General features: G+C 39.7%; 16 protein-coding genes. All 16 read right to left on the bottom strand.

What is annotated here, in order from left to right; translation table 11 throughout:
* Positions 1–9: 9 nt before the first annotated feature.
* The 16 genes from E7K77_RS08565 to lpxA all read right to left on the bottom strand — a co-directional run bounded on the left by E7K77_RS08565 (position 10) and on the right by lpxA (position 15,691).
* On the bottom strand, positions 10–1,215 hold the full coding sequence (locus tag E7K77_RS08565) for a DUF3084 domain-containing protein (protein WP_325306498.1): 1,206 nt from the start codon (positions 1,213–1,215) through the stop codon (positions 10–12).
* A 33-nt stretch (positions 1,216–1,248) separates the two neighbouring features.
* Positions 1,249–2,340: an LptF/LptG family permease gene (locus tag E7K77_RS08570; protein ID WP_008603435.1), complete on the bottom strand. Its 1,092-nt coding sequence runs from the start codon at positions 2,338–2,340 to the stop codon at positions 1,249–1,251.
* Between the two features lie 8 nt (positions 2,341–2,348).
* Complete coding sequence (gene lptB, locus E7K77_RS08575) at positions 2,349–3,068, bottom strand: LPS export ABC transporter ATP-binding protein (RefSeq protein WP_303928746.1); 720 nt, start codon at positions 3,066–3,068, stop codon at positions 2,349–2,351.
* 9 nt (positions 3,069–3,077) lie between these two features.
* Positions 3,078–3,800, bottom strand: coding sequence for an LptA/OstA family protein (locus E7K77_RS08580; protein ID WP_004698437.1), 723 nt, complete (start codon positions 3,798–3,800; stop codon positions 3,078–3,080).
* Between the two features lie 12 nt (positions 3,801–3,812).
* Positions 3,813–4,349 (bottom strand): LPS export ABC transporter periplasmic protein LptC, encoded by a 537-nt coding sequence (gene lptC, locus E7K77_RS08585; RefSeq protein ID WP_004698432.1) that lies wholly within the window; start codon positions 4,347–4,349, stop codon positions 3,813–3,815.
* A complete protein-coding gene (locus E7K77_RS08590; protein ID WP_004698446.1) occupies positions 4,336–5,268 on the bottom strand; it encodes a lysophospholipid acyltransferase family protein in 933 nt (310 codons plus the stop codon). The genes lptC and E7K77_RS08590 overlap by 14 nt, the downstream gene beginning before the upstream one ends.
* A gap of 14 nt (positions 5,269–5,282) precedes the next feature.
* Positions 5,283–5,804: a KdsC family phosphatase gene (locus tag E7K77_RS08595; RefSeq protein WP_024061567.1), complete on the bottom strand. Its 522-nt coding sequence runs from the start codon at positions 5,802–5,804 to the stop codon at positions 5,283–5,285.
* Entirely contained in the window at positions 5,804–6,775 is a 972-nt protein-coding gene (locus E7K77_RS08600; protein ID WP_004695498.1) for a KpsF/GutQ family sugar-phosphate isomerase, read from the bottom strand. The genes E7K77_RS08595 and E7K77_RS08600 overlap by 1 nt, the downstream gene beginning before the upstream one ends.
* 11 nt (positions 6,776–6,786) lie before the next feature.
* Complete coding sequence (gene kdsA / locus E7K77_RS08605) at positions 6,787–7,605, bottom strand: 3-deoxy-8-phosphooctulonate synthase (RefSeq protein WP_008715784.1); 819 nt, start codon at positions 7,603–7,605, stop codon at positions 6,787–6,789.
* Positions 7,606–8,337, bottom strand: a complete 732-nt coding sequence (gene kdsB, locus E7K77_RS08610; protein WP_004695494.1) for a 3-deoxy-manno-octulosonate cytidylyltransferase — start codon at positions 8,335–8,337, stop codon at positions 7,606–7,608.
* A 44-nt stretch (positions 8,338–8,381) separates the two neighbouring features.
* Positions 8,382–9,494, bottom strand: coding sequence for a tetraacyldisaccharide 4'-kinase (gene lpxK, locus E7K77_RS08615; protein WP_004695492.1), 1,113 nt, complete (start codon positions 9,492–9,494; stop codon positions 8,382–8,384).
* A gap of 54 nt (positions 9,495–9,548) precedes the next feature.
* Positions 9,549–10,853, bottom strand: a complete 1,305-nt coding sequence (locus tag E7K77_RS08620) for a 3-deoxy-D-manno-octulosonic acid transferase (protein ID WP_012864072.1) — start codon at positions 10,851–10,853, stop codon at positions 9,549–9,551.
* Between the two features lie 2 nt (positions 10,854–10,855).
* A complete protein-coding gene (locus tag E7K77_RS08625; RefSeq protein WP_278606649.1) occupies positions 10,856–12,586 on the bottom strand; it encodes an ABC transporter ATP-binding protein in 1,731 nt (576 codons plus the stop codon).
* Positions 12,579–13,721, bottom strand: a complete 1,143-nt coding sequence (lpxB, locus tag E7K77_RS08630) for a lipid-A-disaccharide synthase (RefSeq protein ID WP_325306500.1) — start codon at positions 13,719–13,721, stop codon at positions 12,579–12,581. The genes E7K77_RS08625 and lpxB overlap by 8 nt, the downstream gene beginning before the upstream one ends.
* The gene (locus E7K77_RS08635) at positions 13,721–14,557 is read right to left on the bottom strand and encodes an LpxI family protein (protein WP_278606647.1); all 837 of its coding nucleotides are present in this window, start codon (positions 14,555–14,557) and stop codon (positions 13,721–13,723) included. Before E7K77_RS08635 ends, lpxB begins: the two co-directional genes overlap by 1 nt.
* Positions 14,558–14,878: 321 nt before the next feature.
* Positions 14,879–15,691 carry an acyl-ACP--UDP-N-acetylglucosamine O-acyltransferase gene (lpxA, locus tag E7K77_RS08640; RefSeq protein ID WP_004695481.1) on the bottom strand — a complete coding sequence of 271 codons (813 nt, stop codon included), beginning with the start codon at positions 15,689–15,691 and terminating at the stop codon, positions 14,879–14,881.
* Position 15,692 lies beyond the last annotated feature (1 nt).

The following is a 15,692-nucleotide window of genomic DNA, read 5'->3' on the forward strand; positions in this document are numbered from 1 at the left end:
TTAATTAGTTTACATTTTTGCCTTATCATTGAAATCTGGCATTTGAGTAATACGCAACTTGAGGTGAACAGGACCAGATGAATATGTGTCGCCATCAGTATAAGCTTCCACATGAACCTTGCCACGCATAGTACTTATTCTTTTAATAGCTGTAAACAAATCATCACCAGGTATCGTTCCAATATCACCTGATAAGGAATCAGGAATAATCCCCTTTGCCTTAGCACGTTCATTTACTTGTTTCAAGAATTGAAGCATAGACGATTGAGCATTAGTACCCCCATCAATTACTGTAGAGTGAATTACCTCTCCATTTTTATAGATAAATTGTTGTGGATATACTTGAATAACTGCAACTGCAGGTTCACCTGAAATAATATTTCCGGCTGCCACAACTTGAACCACCATAGGAGTCTTGGAATTGATTAGCTTTTGAGTAGCTACCTCAACATTTTGTCGATCTACATACACAACGGATTGACCATTATCTTCTATACCTAAGCGACGTAAAACAAGTTTATTTGTATCATCGATAATATGTTTAATAGCATTATTACTATCTTCTTCACTTAAACCAGGTCGTACAACAGCTTGTGCTAATAGCTGATCTACTTGGAAGAGAATGGTTCCTTCCCGTAAATGAATGATGCCATTCTGCAATTGTTCTTGTGTATTTTGTAGATTCTTAATATGCGCTTCCATCTTAGCACGTGTTGCTTCAAGCTCAGCTACCTTTTGAGACACCTCTGCATAAGAGGCTTGTAAAGATGCCAATTCGGCTTCTGTTGCGTCTTTAGCAGCTTGTGCACTCGCCAATTCAGCTTTTGTAGCCTCTACTTCATGGCGAATTTGTTCGATCTCAGCCATCCGTTCTTCAAGCTCTTGTTTATTTTGTTCTAACAAAGCCTGCCCACGAATCAGTTCTTGCGTCTTTGCAGCAACCTCATTATTCAGCTGCTTCGTATCAGCTCGCAACTGATCCATACCGAACAATGCGGTTCGCACACTTTGAGACGTAAAGGTTAATACCCCAACTGTAGCTGCTGCAACCAAAAGGCCTGTCACAATAGTAACTATAATAGATGTGTGCTTAGGTCGTAATCCAAAGAGGGACATACGACGTTTACCAATTTTAGTGCCTAGCTTATCCCCCATGTAAGCAATGAGACCACCCATAAGAGCGATAATTATTAAGATTTTGACACCTACTAACATCATGTCCCTCCTTTCTCCTAAGAATACAGTCTGTTATTTCGATACGCGCCAATTCAAATACAACCCTGCAATAATACCTAATGTATCCGGTATTAATGCAGCTAATACGGTTGGCAATGCTCCACCTTTCCCTAAGGCACCAGCAAAGGTCATCACCCCATAATAAATAAAGATGATAAGAATACTAATACCAAAGCCGATAGATGAACTAGAACGTTGTTTTTGAAGGCCTAAAGGTGCACCTACAAGAGCAAATACAAAACTTGCCAACGGAATTGTAAAACGTTGGTACATTTCCATTTCAAGTTTATTAGCATTAGTATAAGCAGCCTTATAAGCTCTGATTTGATGACGTAACTCCTTAATCGTTAATTCCTCAGGTTTACGTTGATCTTGTTGAATATCTTTTGGGGCAGACTTAATCGGCAAGGATTGCTCCTTAAATTTCATGGTACGTTCAACACCATTACCAGCTGATAAATCATAGATGATACCATTCTGCATCACCCAATATTGACCATTCCAGATAGCTGTATCAGCATTTTCAACTTGTTGTAACTTGCCGCCCTCCCCAAATTGTTGAACCGTAATCATGGACAACTGTTTGGTTTCAGCATCATAGCTCTTAGCATACAACAATGTGCCTAGCTCATCACCATTCATCGTTTTTAACACAATATGATTTTGTGTTTGAGGTGATGCATTTTTCATAATTTGTTCGCGCACAATCGTTTGATACATATGATTTGTACGAGGTACAACAAATTCATTAAATGCTACTGCCCCAATGGAAATGATGAGGGCAATAATATATACAGGCATGGCCAAGCGTAAAAAGCTTAGACCTCCAGCACGCATAACAACGATTTCACTAGTGCTACTCAAACGACTAAAAGTCATAAGAGAAGCCAATAGTACTGACATTGGGAATGTTAAAATAACAATACTTGGTAAAGCCAAGACAAATGCTTGCATAACAAGCAACAATGGTGCTCCATATTCAGTAATATATTGAGCAATCCTAAACAATGTGCCTGTACCAATAAAAATACTAGTAAAAGCAAAAACCCCAAATAGGAATGGGCCTACAAAAGCTTTTAAAATATATTTATCTAATAATCGCATAGCCCCTCCTATAATTTAAAGTTATCCCCTAAATAATGTTCACGAGCGATTGGATCATTCGCAATTTCATCAGGGGTACCCTCTAGGAGGATTTTACCATTACTCAAAATATAAGCCTTATCTACAATCCCCAATGTTTCGCGAACATTATGGTCTGTAATCAAGATACCAATACCTCGGTTCTTAACGTGTAAGATAATTTGCTGAATATCAGCAACCGCAATTGGATCGACACCTGCAAAAGGTTCATCAAGAAGGATGAAATTAGGTTCTAAGGCGAGGCAACGCGCAATTTCTACACGGCGTCGTTCACCACCAGATAATTGCATCCCCATACGGTCACGGACATGTCCAATATGAAATTCTTCAATCAATGATTCCACGATAGCTTCAATCTCATCAGATTTTTTTGTCGTAATCTGTAACATAGCACGAATATTATCTTCTACAGACATAGAACGAAAGATTGATGCCTCTTGCGGTAAGTATCCAATACCTTCAGCCGCCCGCTTATACATAGGAATATTTGTTATATCCTTGCCATCAACGGTAATGATACCAGAACTTGGTCTTTCAATACCTACAATCATATAAAATGACGTAGTTTTACCGGCCCCATTAGGCCCTAATAGACCTACAACTTGGCCTTTATCAACGCGTAGACTTACACCATCTACCACATTGCGTCCGCTAAAGGTTTTAACTAAGTTTTTGGTTTCTATATACATATATTATCCTTATTTATTCGGAACAATGACGAGTGTACTACGTCCACCTAATGTTTCAGCAGAATCATCAGCTAAACGAATTTTCAGTTCCGGTGCATTCAGTACATTACCATTTTGAACGGCATGCGCAGAACCAGATAAGAGTACCACTCCATCATTTTGGTTTGGCGTTTGTGTATATGTAGCTCGGTCAGCAGAACCAGACACGTTTCGTTCAGGATTAGAGAAGGTAACATTACCTTGCGCTACAGCACGAACTTCCTTCATCCATCCTTCTACCTTATCACCGGTTAAGGTTGTCCCTTCAGCAATCAAACGGGCATTGCCTGTAACAAGACCGTATTCAGAGTCAGTACTATACTCAACACTGTCGCCAAAGATTTGGCGATCAGCACGTTGTAAATGAACGCTACCATTAGCAGTGAATTTATTATTATTGTAACTGTGAACCGCTTGAGCAGACATGGCCATATCAGAACCAATCATAGATACACCACCATCAAGATTTGCTTCTTGAGTTTTTGTATTGTACCAACCCTTGGCACCAGTCATAGTTTTATCCGCTTGGGTAATAACAACATTACCTGTTGCATCTGCACGACCTGAATTGCCATCATAAGACAATGTATCAGCGCTGATAGTCAACGGATCATTTGCAGCCCAAACTGTAACAGATGCGGTCATGAGTACAGCTAATATAGCCATACCAATCTGTTTTTTCTTATTCATCATATTTCCTCTCAATTACTTCTTTGTTAATTTCGCATGTCCAATGGCTTTAATAATTTTTAAAGACATATTGCCCTCAAGCTTGTCACCTGTGAGGGTTACATCCTTACTGTTATAAGTGAAAGCCGTTTTAGATGTCAATGTTTTCGTTTTGTTATCAAAATGAAGGGCCTCAGTTTTAAATTCTGCACCTTCCGTATTGGTAGCAGTAACGCCTTGATCAATATCAAGAGAGTTTCGATCACCCGTCAGTACAGCATGAGGAGCTGTAATCGTAGTAGTCACATCATCTTGATAGAACAGACCTTTCAAATTGGTCAGAACGATAGCTTTTGTACGCGGGTCATATTCAATCTTCTCAGCCGATAATGCCCATACTAACTTGCCATCCTTTTCCTCTTGCAAGTCCGCACCTTGGAAATTAACGAGTTGTCCACTTTGATTTTGAGTGGAATTAGCCTCATTAGAGTCTTTCATAATAAATACAATAAGACCGATTAGAGCTAATACTATAGCGACCACAATGGCAATTAACTTTTTATTGTTTTTCATGCGCTCTCTCCCGTATAGCTATCTTCTTATCGTAATCAATAATTTGATCCATCTTAGTCATCCAACGATGTTGGAACCAAAGCCACTCATCTGGATGTTCACGAATAAATTCTTCCGTAACACGTACACAGGCTTCAGTTAGACGATACATATCAACATCTTCATCGCCAGTTTCCTCATAATGTAATGCCGGCAAGATATGAACGATATGTCCTCCTTCAGGCTTACGAGATGCAAAAATAGGTACTACAGGAGAGCCAAATTTCTTTGCAAATGTTGCTGGTCCCATAACAGCTGATGAATCTTGTCCCAAAAACGGAACTGGTAAACCATTTATATATCCATCTTGGTCAGCTAAGAATCCAAGAAGTTTTTTCTTTTTTAAAGCCTTAGCAGCAGAAACGATTTCGTTGCCACCACTAGCAAATACGTCAAGCCCCACCATCTCACGATATTCATTCATAAGGCGTGTGAATTGAGCATTAGGTTGTTTCTTAACAATTGTAGTGGAAGGATATCCATGAGCCGCCATAGCAGCCCCCATCCATTCCCAGTTGCCTACATGGCCGGTAAGAACGATAACTCCCTTATCTTCAGCAATGGCCTTTTCTAAATGTTCAACACCACGCATCTCTATGTGTTTATTGATAAAGGATTTCGTCAGGTTTGGCATGTATAATACTTCCATAACACTGCGACCAAGATTTTTGAACAACTTATTAATTAATTGTTCCGCCTCTTGATCGTTCATATTCATGCCAATTTTAATATTATTTATGCCTCTAAGCTTTTGCTTCTTCGCTATTAGCCCATATACAGGACCTAAACAAGCGCCTATGAGCAAAATGAGCTTGTATGGTAGTCGACAAACAAGCCAACTAATGCCTTTAACTAAATGGTATTGCCATTCGTTATTCATTCTGCCCACCTCCTTTATTGTCCATGAGCATGGGCCTCTCGCGCATAATCTGCAACAACAGAATCCCATAAACCTTGATTCTTCAGGATATATTCTACAGCCTCTCTAACAGCACCATGTCCACCATTGACGGTAGAAATAAATTTAGCTATTGATTTAACCTCTAATACCGCATTATTTGGTGCCATCGGCAAACCTACGAGTTGAAGAGCTCCTAAATCATTAAGATCATCACCCATGTAAGCAACCGAAGCTAAGTCGATTTGATGTTTTTTACAAAGAGCTCTTAATGCTTCAGTTTTATTAGCATGCCCCATAAGAAGTTCATCAAAATGCAATTCCTTTGCACGGCGCTCTACCATAGGAGATACACGAGCCGTAATAATTGCTAACTTTATCCCTGATTTACGAGCCGCAGTCAAGCCTAAACCATCTTTTACAGAAAAGGCTTTGAGCTCTTCTCCAGTCGATGTATAAATTAGAGTGCCATCTGATAAAACTCCATCAACATCGAGAACAATCCATTGAATATTCATTATACAATGCCTCTACGCAATAAATCCGTAATGTGAACAATGCCAAGACATACATTATTAGTATCAACCACAGGTAATACGGTGATAGGGCGAGGTTGATTTTTCTCCATCAAATGAAGCGCTTCTGCGGCCAATTTATCCTTTGTAATCGTACGCGGCATAGACGTCATCATATCCTCTACGGGCCATTCTAAAAAATTGCTACCAGAATCAAGTCCACGTCGAACATCACCATCAGTCACTAGACCTAACAAATGTCCTTCTTCATCAATAACATTTGTAGCACCTAACCCTTTTTCTGTCATTACAAAGAGTGCATCACGAACGGTAGCCCCTTTAAATACTGTTGGATTATCCTCGCCACCATGCATGATATTTTCTACAGTCAACAATAATTTGCGACCTAAGGAACCACCTGGATGGAATACAGCAAAGTTTTCTGGAGTAAAATGATGGCGTTCCAATAAACATACCGCTAACGCATCACCTAGTGCTAGAGCAACAGTAGTACTTGTAGTAGGTGCTAAACCCAATGGACAAGCTTCTCGTTCTACCTCTGCCAACAATACAATATCAGAATTTTTTGCTAATGTAGACTCTGGTTTCCCTACAACACAGATTAATTTAGCTCCTATGCGGCGCAGAGACGGCAAAATACTAATGATTTCTCCTGTTTCACCACTATTAGAAAATGCTAACACTACATCATCTTCAGTAATCATACCAAGATCACCATGCACGCCTTCACCAGGATGCATAAAAAGTGCCGGTGTCCCTGTACTAGCCAAGGTAGCCGCAATTTTACGACCAATATGACCAGATTTTCCCATTCCTGTACATACTACACGGCCCTTACAAGCCAAAATCATATTTACAGCATTTACAAAATTGTGATCCAAACGAGAACTTAACTCTTCAATAGCACGAGCTTCCTCATGAAGCACCTGTGCCGCTTGTTCTAAAATAGTCACAAATACCGCCCCTAACCTTTTACGATTTTATCAATAGCTACTAAATCACGAAGCACATCTTCGAATTGATCTAAATACAACATATTAGGACCATCAGACAATGCTTCCTCAGGATTATCGTGCACTTCAAAGAATAGCCCATCTACACCACTAGCCACAGCCGCACGTGCCAAATTTGGTACAAATTCACGGTTACCACTAGATTTAGTCCCTGCACCACCTGGTAATTGAACGCTATGAGTAGCATCAAAGATTACTGGATAGTCGAAAGAACGCATAATTGGGAAGGATCTCATGTCAACTACGAGATTATTATAACCAAAGCTAAAACCACGTTCGGTAAGCATAAGATTTTCATTACCTGTTTCTTTCATTTTATTAAGAACATTTTCCATGTCCTTAGGAGCCATGAATTGACCTTTTTTAACATTTACGCATTTACCAGTTTTAGCAGCGCCGTAAACAAGATCAGTTTGGCGGCATAAAAAAGCTGGAATTTGTAGAATATCTAATACTTCAGCTGCAGGTTCAATTTGCTCGATAGAGTGAATGTCACTGACAACGGGCACATTGAGTTCCTTCTTAATAGAAGCAAGCATTTTTAACCCTTCCTCAAGACCTGGTCCACGGAAGGAACTAAAGCTAGAGCGATTAGCTTTATCAAAGGAAGCTTTAAAGATATAGGGAACACCTAAACGTTCGCATATCTCTTTTGCTCGTTTACCGATAGCTAATGTGCGGTCATAGTCCTCAATAACACATGGACCTGCAAGGACAAATAAACCCTTGCCGCCACCCACAGTAATATCTTTAATTTGAACTGTTTTCATTTATTTCTCCTCTTGCTCGTAAATTGCATTAACACGAGCTAAGTCTTCAGGTGTATCAACACCGATAAATCGTTTATTTGTCAAAATAACACGAATTGTATAACCGTTTTCTAGAGCACGTAATTGTTCTAGAGATTCTGTTTGCTCCGCCGGAGTTGGCTCCATCTTAGCGTAGTTTAATAAAAACTCTCTACGATATGCATAGATGCCAATATGTTTTAGTGGCGGACGCACAAAATCATGGCGAGGATATGGGATTAAAGATCTAGAAAAATACATCGCATCATTACGATTATTTAAAATGACCTTTACCGCTGATGGCTCCTCGTACTCTTCCTCTAATAAAGGAGTAGCTACTGTGGCCATCTGCAAGTTTGGATCTTCCTCAAATAGACGTGCCAAGTCATCAATAAGATTTGGATCAATCATCGGTTCATCACCTTGGACATTGATAACAACATCCAAGTCTGTATAATGACTCGCAACCTCTGCTAATCGATCCGTCCCTGTAGGATGATTAGGATCTGTCATCATAACAGTTCCCCCAAACTGTTGTACTGCAGAATATACGCGGTTATCATCAGTGGCTACAATTGTACATACTGTCTTTGTAGCTTGTGATACCCTTGCATAAACCCGTTCAATCATAGGTTTACCTGCAATATCAGCTAATGGTTTGCCCGGTAATCTTGTAGAACCATAACGCGCAGGAATAACACATCCAAACTTCACGATAAAACCTCATTTCTGTTATTCGTGTATCTTATTATTATACACTAAATCTCTAAATTTTCTATGAATTCTTGTTTTCCAGAAACAAATTCAATCCCTATAGATAGCACCAGAATCGGTATTTTCAAGTCTTCAATTGCATGCAACTGACTTAACTTAACTGCATCCTTTTCTGTAATGCAAATAGCATCAGCTTGATGAGCAAATGCTTGTTTCCAAATCTCAACTACATCATCATTTGAAAAGTCATGATGATCTCCAAATGGCAAGGTATGAACAACGTTATACCCTACATCAGTTAACGTTTGTGTAAAGGATTGAGGGTTTCCAATTCCACTCACAGCCATAATGCGTTGTTCCTTGTAAGCATCTACAGAAGCCCCAACAGAACCATTAGCCCACTCATCTAAGGTGTACATAAATTGCGGCTTATGTGTTGTTTCATAGACAGGTATATTGGGAATCATCTGAGTTAATCGCTTTCGAATGCCGGATACAATACCTGGTGCTACTTGATCAACCTTAGTAAGAACGATAATATCCGCACGCTGCAAACCACTAAGGGGTTCACGTAATAGTCCCCGTGGCAACACATGTTCATAGCCAAACGGATTGGATGCATCAATTAGTACAATATCAATATCTCTTGCTAGTGCACGATGTTGAAAGCCATCATCCATAATAAGACAATCGGCACCTAGCTCATTAATAGCGATTTCTGCAGATTTGGAACGTTCACGTCCAATGATTACATTAGATTTTTGTAAAACCTTAGCCAGTAACCAAGCCTCATCACCACTGATAGATGGCTCTACAAGCATTGTTCCATCTTTAGAAATAATAATATTTTTGTTATTATCTTCTGCACGGTATCCACGACTAAGAACAGTAGGATGAAGGCCCTTCTGAGTAAGCACATCACAAATAAATCGCACCATCGGTGTTTTTCCAGTACCACCAGCCGTAATGTTGCCAACGCTGATTACAGGCACTGTAACTTTCGTAACGCCTTTACCCTCATCAAATCGGGCATTGCGTATTGATACAGCTTTCTCATAACCTTTACTCAAAAGGCCTAAACTGGAGCGAGCTATATCACCTAATACGGATTGATCTTCACCACTAACGATGGATTTGAATAATGCTTCCCCACTCATAGGTGACGCCTCCTATTATGTAATACAGTAAACTAATCTACAAATTTAGTCTTACTACGGAATAATTTGATGTTTCTCAAATAGCAAACGTAACTCTTGTGTATTACGCCGCGTAGCACCACGATTTTCTTTAATGATATCCAGGCAGTTTTGCCCCATCTTTTTAGCCAGGTCTCTATCCTTACATAAACGCAAGACCATAGCGGTTAACTCTTTTCCATTCTTCACTTGCTCACAAGCATTTCGAGAGTTTAATAAGGCGAAAATTTCTTTAAAGTTAAACATATGAGGCCCAACCAAAATTGGCTTACCATGTGCAGCTGGTTCCAAAATATTATGGCCTCCAGTTTTAACAAGGGAACCACCAACAAAGATAATATCGCCTAAGCTATACAGTCGGCCAAGTTCACCAATGGTATCTAAAACGACAACGGGAATACCTTCATGAACAGGCTCCTTCATATCGCTACGACAAATAGCACTCAATTCATAACGCTTTGCAATATTTTGCACATCATGGCCGCGATAAATTTCACGAGGCGCAATCAATAAACGAGCTTGTGGATACTCTTTCAATACTTGCTTGAAGGTTTCAAAAATAGCCTCTTCTTCACCTTTGTGAGTACTACCTGCAATAATGATAGGATGATTATTTCCAAAGCCAAATTCATCGAGAAGAGCTTGTTTTTCTTCATATGATACGGTGGCATATGTTTGATCGTATTTCATATTACCTGTTACGGTAATATCAGGTGTATGAGCACCTAAACTTTCAATATACGCCGCATCAAATTTGGACTGCATGCAGAAACGCTCAATAGAGCGTAACATTTCACGCGTAAAAGCACTGATATACTTATAACGTTTCATACTGCGATCTGAAATGCGTCCATTAACCATCATAACTGGAATGTTTTCCGATTCGGCGATACGCAAGAAGTTTGGCCAAATTTCAGTTTCTACGAGTAAAATAGTAATCGGCTTAATAATATGTAAAATTTTACGAGTTAAATACGGCAAATCAAGGGGAAAGAATATAATTCCTTCTGCTTCAGGAATGATACGATGAGCCATAGCATGACCAGTAGCAGTAACTACTGACACAACCACAACAGCTTCAGGAAATTCCTTTTTAACCTCTTTTACCAATGGACTGGTAGCCACAATTTCCCCTACGGAAGCGGCGTGAATCCAAATAGCACGACGCCCTTCAATTTTCTTTAATAGCGAAGCGGGCATATAGCCTGCACTTTGTTTGATACGCTCATAAAAGCCATCTTCAAAGGCAAGTCGGTATAAAATAACCGGAATCAAGCCTATCCAATAAAATATGAGCAATACGTTATATATCCAGTACATGGTTATCCTTTATTGGAGAATTGAACGGAATAAAGATGATTGTACAATCCGCCGTCAACAGCTAATAGCTCTTGGTGAGTCCCCTGCTCTACCAAGCGACCTTGATTAAGTACAACAATTTGATGAGCATTTTGAACGGTGCTCAATCGATGGGCAATGACAAATGCCGTACGCCCTTTCATGAGACGATCTAACGCCTCTTGTACAAGCTTTTCGCTCTCAGTATCTAAAGCAGATGTGGCTTCATCTAAAATTAGAATTCGAGGATCTTTTAAAATAGCACGTGCGATAGCAACGCGTTGACGTTGTCCACCAGATAGCGAACTGCCTCGTTCACCTACAATCGTATCGAGACCATCAGGCATTTTCTCAACGAACTCAAGTACATTAGCCGCTTTAGCCGCTTCATACACGTCTTCATCAGTAGCATCTAAACGACCATACAAGATATTCTCTTTAATTGTAGCATTGAACAATACGGTTTCCTGTGGTACAAGACCAATTTGTTCACGCAAAGATTTAAAAGTAACATCTTTCACGTTATAACCATCTATTGTAATAGAACCACCTGTTACATCATAGAAACGAGGTAGTAAGTTAGCGAGAGTTGTCTTACCTGCACCAGATGGACCAACAAGGGCTACACTTTCGCCAGCCTTAACTGACAAGGTAAAATTTTCTAAGGCAGCCTTTTCTCCATCATAGGAGAAAGAAACATCATTAAACTCCACATTGCCGGTAATAGCAGGCAATGTAATAGCATCAGGTTTCTCCACAACATCTGTTTTAGTATCTAAAATTTCAAATACACGATCGGCAGCAGCCAACGCCTTTTGAATATTACCATATACTTGACTCAAACGTTTTACGGGATTTGACAAGTTAATAGCATAAATCAAGAAAGCAATCAAAGAACCTGCAGTAATAGCACCTGTTACTACGGAGTAACCGCCGTACCAAAGGATGACCGCTACAGCGATTGCCGCAGAAAACTCAACCATTGGGCTTAACAAGCTAGTCAATTTAGTAGCTTTGATAACTGCTTTAAAATTGCGATCATTTTCATCTTCAAAGCGCTTACGCTCAAAATCTTCACGAGCAAAGGATTTTACAACGCGAACTGCACTAATTACCTCTTGTAAAAGTGCCGTAATATCAGCTACACGCCCTTGGACATCATGCCCCGCCACGCGAAGCTTCTTACCAAAAACATTGATAATCACTAAAACTACGGGAACCGTAATAAAAGTAACTAAAGTCAGTTTCCAATCAATAAGAAGCATGGATACCAAGGAACCGATAAGTGTTACAGATTCCGTAATAAAAGAAATCAAGTTATCTACCACAGCCGTTTGCAGTGCAGCTACGTCATTTGTAAGATTACTCATGATAACGCCCGTCTTACGACGATCAAAATAGGATAAGCTTAATCTTTGTAAGTGATTAAAAATAGCCTCACGTACATCGATAATCACGCGCTGTCCGATGTAGGACATATTATAGGTTTGACCATAGGTAGCAAAGCCACGAATTAGGAAAATCAGTATAATAGCACCTACAATAAGGTTCAACATAAACATATTCTTTTCATCTAATACTTGGTCTACTACATTCTTAATTAGCCAAGGTACTACCAAATAGGCAGCAGCAGCGACAATCATGCAGAACACTGCAAAAAGCATCCGCTTATAATAAGGCTTTACAAAATATAAGAGCCTAGAATAACTATTCATTACATTTCTCCTTACCGAGATTGTACACAAGATGTGCTACTCGTTTTACTGCACCAGGCTCACCTAATTTATGACGTACTTCGCGCAATTCACTACGCATAGCTTCATTTTTCTCTACATCACTGAGCAATGGTTCCACCAAAGATACAATCGCTTCTGGTGTGACAGCATCTTGTAATAATTCAGGAATAACCTCTTTACCAGCTACAATATTAGGCAAGCCCACATGTGTTACATTCACAACCATCTTACCAATACCATAAGTAATTGGTGATACGCGATACAATAACACGGTTGGCAATTCCATCATAGCCGTTTCTAATGTAGCGGTTCCTGATGCGGCAAGGCACACATCACAAATCTGCATCAAGTCATATGTATGGTCTTCCGTAATCGTAACAGGTACCTTATGAGCATCGATAAAAGCTTCTAGCTCACTTCGATCAATCGTATGTGCTCGAGGCAGGAAGAATTGAACATCTTCATGTTTCGCCATCAATTGCTCACCACTTTTTAGCATCGTATCAAGCAAGGATAAAACCTCTTGTTTACGACTGCCAGGCATGAGCAATACTTTTTTAGCCTCTTTACGAGCCCCAAAGTATTCTTCGGCCGCATCCTTAGTCATCGTAGGATGTACAATATCGAGTAAAGGATGACCTACAAAATCTACATCACATTTGTACTTGCGATATGCTTCAGCTTCAAATGGGAAAATAGATGCTACCTTGGTTACATACTTACGAATTGTATTACCACGACTACTGTGCCAAGCCCAAATCGTTGGAGCAATATAATATAAAACAGGAATCCCCAGTTCATGAGCCACCGCAACTAATTTCATATTAAAACCTGGATAATCTACACAAACGAGAATATCCGGTTTCTCCTTCATCATGACGCGTTTCAAATACGTGCGCAGCTTAAAGAACTTTGGCAATGATTTCACAATCTCTACAATACCAATGACACCAAGATTCTTAATATCATACACGATACGAACACCAGCGCGTTCCATCAAGGTGCCACCCATACCAAACATTTCTACAGAAGGATCTATTTCTCTCAATGCATTGGCTACACTTGCCGCATGAGTATCGCCGGAAGCTTCACCGGCGGAAAACATGACTTTCATTATGCATCCTTTCTGGAATTTACAAATTCTTGGTCAACAGCACAGATAACAATACCATGACGATCTGCCATATCAAGCACGTCTTGTTGTTGTACGAAAATAGTCTTTTCCGCTTCTACAGCTAGTACCTTACAACCACTATCAATCATAGACATAAGCGTTTTTATGCCTACTGCCGGCACATCAAAGCGTACATCTTGATTTGGTTTTTCGGTTTTAACGACAACCGCATCCCCACGGCCGAGCTCGCCACCTCGTAAAATACACTTATCAGTACCTTCAATAGCTTCAATAGCCATGGCCGCCTTATGTTTAACAACAACGGTTTGACCAATATCAAGGGCCCCCATTTGTTTAGCTAGTTCAAAACCAAAACAAATGTCAGCCCATTGCTCATCTGTAGGTTGTGCTTTTGAAAGCACTCCTACCTTTGGCATAAATGGTTTCAAGTATGCTGTTTGATCTAATACTTTAAAGCCTTCTCGTTCGATTTCATCAACGATGGCAAGCATAATCGTATCATCTTTACGATTTTTGAGCCGCTTTAAAACGCCTAATGTTTTTAAATCAGGAAATGTAAGGCCTTTAAAGAGAATCTCTTTAGTGACTTTTCCAAGCATGGTTAACTCTTGAACCTCTTCTTTTTTCAAGGTTTTAAAGATTTTACCTAGTTTAGCAACACCAATATCATAGAAAGCATCAGCCTCAGCCTTTAGAGCTGGGTCTATATCAGGTACTACACCGATAACAACCACCTCGTGGCCCAATACATGAGCGGCACGCATGAATTCTACAGGCAAAACACCTATGCCCGCAATTAATCCTACCTTTGCCAAGACTATACCTCCTAGATGACCTCACGGCCTATATATCAATTAGTAATTTCAAGTTCACTATGAAAATGCCTAAAAATAGACATAATCATATACAATATATTTTACTATAAATAGCTACTTTTTACCATTAAAAAGCCAAGCTTTATGCCCTTTTCTTCATCATTTTATTAAAATTTCCTTATTACTTTTAACTACTAAAACATCTACGAATATATCTATCAAAACTTTTCTATAAATATAATGTAAATTATCATTGATATAAAACTCAACTAGTAATAATGCACACAAAAAGACCTCGTACATTGTACGAGGTCCTCATAATTAGTCGCGACGAGTACGCATAATGCCTCTATCAGCATTACGTAGGAATCGTAATAAATTTTCAATTTCTACGGAAGAATCCAATTGTAATTCCATTTCTTCAATCGCCTTAGATAAGCTGAATCCAGAACGATAAATAATACGGAATGCTTGTTTCAAATCACGTCGTACATCTTCGGAAATTCCTGCACGAGATAAGCCTACAGAGTTTAGACCGATAACACGTGCTGGTTGACCATCGGCAATCACGTAAGGTGGGATATCTTGTACCACCTTAGCCATCCCGCCAACCATTGCATTACGACCGATTTTAACAAATTGATGAATACCTGCAAGACCGCCAATAACCACGCGATCTTCAACGATAGCGTGCCCTGCAAGACCAGCACAATTACTCATTATTACATTATTACCAACGATACAGTTATGAGCCACATGTGTACAGGCTTGAAGTAAACAATTATTGCCTACACGTGTTTCTTCACCTTCACCAGTAGCGCGGCTAATAGTTACGAATTCACGAATAACCGTTTCATCGCCAATATTACAATAGCTTTTTTCGCCTTTAAATTTTAAATCTTGCGGTTCCAACCCAATAGATGCGTTAGGATAAATTTCACAACGCTTACCAATGGTTGTCCAACCACCAATTACAACATGTGCACCGATTTGTGTGCCATCGCCAATCTCGACATGTTCGCCGATAACAGCGCCAGGACCTACGATTACATCTTTGCCCAATTTAGCATTTGGATGGACTATGGCTGTACTATGGATGTTGGATTCCGCATTTTCCATGCCTACAACTATCACT

Source organism: Veillonella parvula (genome assembly GCF_032577575.1).
Lineage (GTDB): Bacteria > Bacillota > Negativicutes > Veillonellales > Veillonellaceae > Veillonella.

What these genes read in the sequence shown, in the direction of transcription:
- E7K77_RS08620 (WP_012864072.1), bottom strand. Translation starts at nt 10,853, where the DNA reads ATGTACTGGATATATAACGTATTGCTCATATTTTATTGGATAGGCTTG.
- E7K77_RS08625 (WP_278606649.1), bottom strand. Translation starts at nt 12,586, where the DNA reads ATGAATAGTTATTCTAGGCTCTTATATTTTGTAAAGCCTTATTATAAG.
- lptC (WP_004698432.1), bottom strand. Translation starts at nt 4,349, where the DNA reads ATGAAAAACAATAAAAAGTTAATTGCCATTGTGGTCGCTATAGTATTA.
- lpxK (WP_004695492.1), bottom strand. Translation starts at nt 9,494, where the DNA reads ATGAGTGGGGAAGCATTATTCAAATCCATCGTTAGTGGTGAAGATCAA.
- E7K77_RS08565 (WP_325306498.1), bottom strand. Translation starts at nt 1,215, where the DNA reads ATGTTAGTAGGTGTCAAAATCTTAATAATTATCGCTCTTATGGGTGGT.
- kdsA (WP_008715784.1), bottom strand. Translation starts at nt 7,605, where the DNA reads ATGAAAACAGTTCAAATTAAAGATATTACTGTGGGTGGCGGCAAGGGT.
- lptB (WP_303928746.1), bottom strand. Translation starts at nt 3,068, where the DNA reads ATGTATATAGAAACCAAAAACTTAGTTAAAACCTTTAGCGGACGCAAT.
- E7K77_RS08580 (WP_004698437.1), bottom strand. Translation starts at nt 3,800, where the DNA reads ATGATGAATAAGAAAAAACAGATTGGTATGGCTATATTAGCTGTACTC.
- E7K77_RS08595 (WP_024061567.1), bottom strand. Translation starts at nt 5,804, where the DNA reads ATGAATATTCAATGGATTGTTCTCGATGTTGATGGAGTTTTATCAGAT.
- E7K77_RS08570 (WP_008603435.1), bottom strand. Translation starts at nt 2,340, where the DNA reads ATGCGATTATTAGATAAATATATTTTAAAAGCTTTTGTAGGCCCATTC.
- E7K77_RS08590 (WP_004698446.1), bottom strand. Translation starts at nt 5,268, where the DNA reads ATGAATAACGAATGGCAATACCATTTAGTTAAAGGCATTAGTTGGCTT.
- lpxB (WP_325306500.1), bottom strand. Translation starts at nt 13,721, where the DNA reads ATGAAAGTCATGTTTTCCGCCGGTGAAGCTTCCGGCGATACTCATGCG.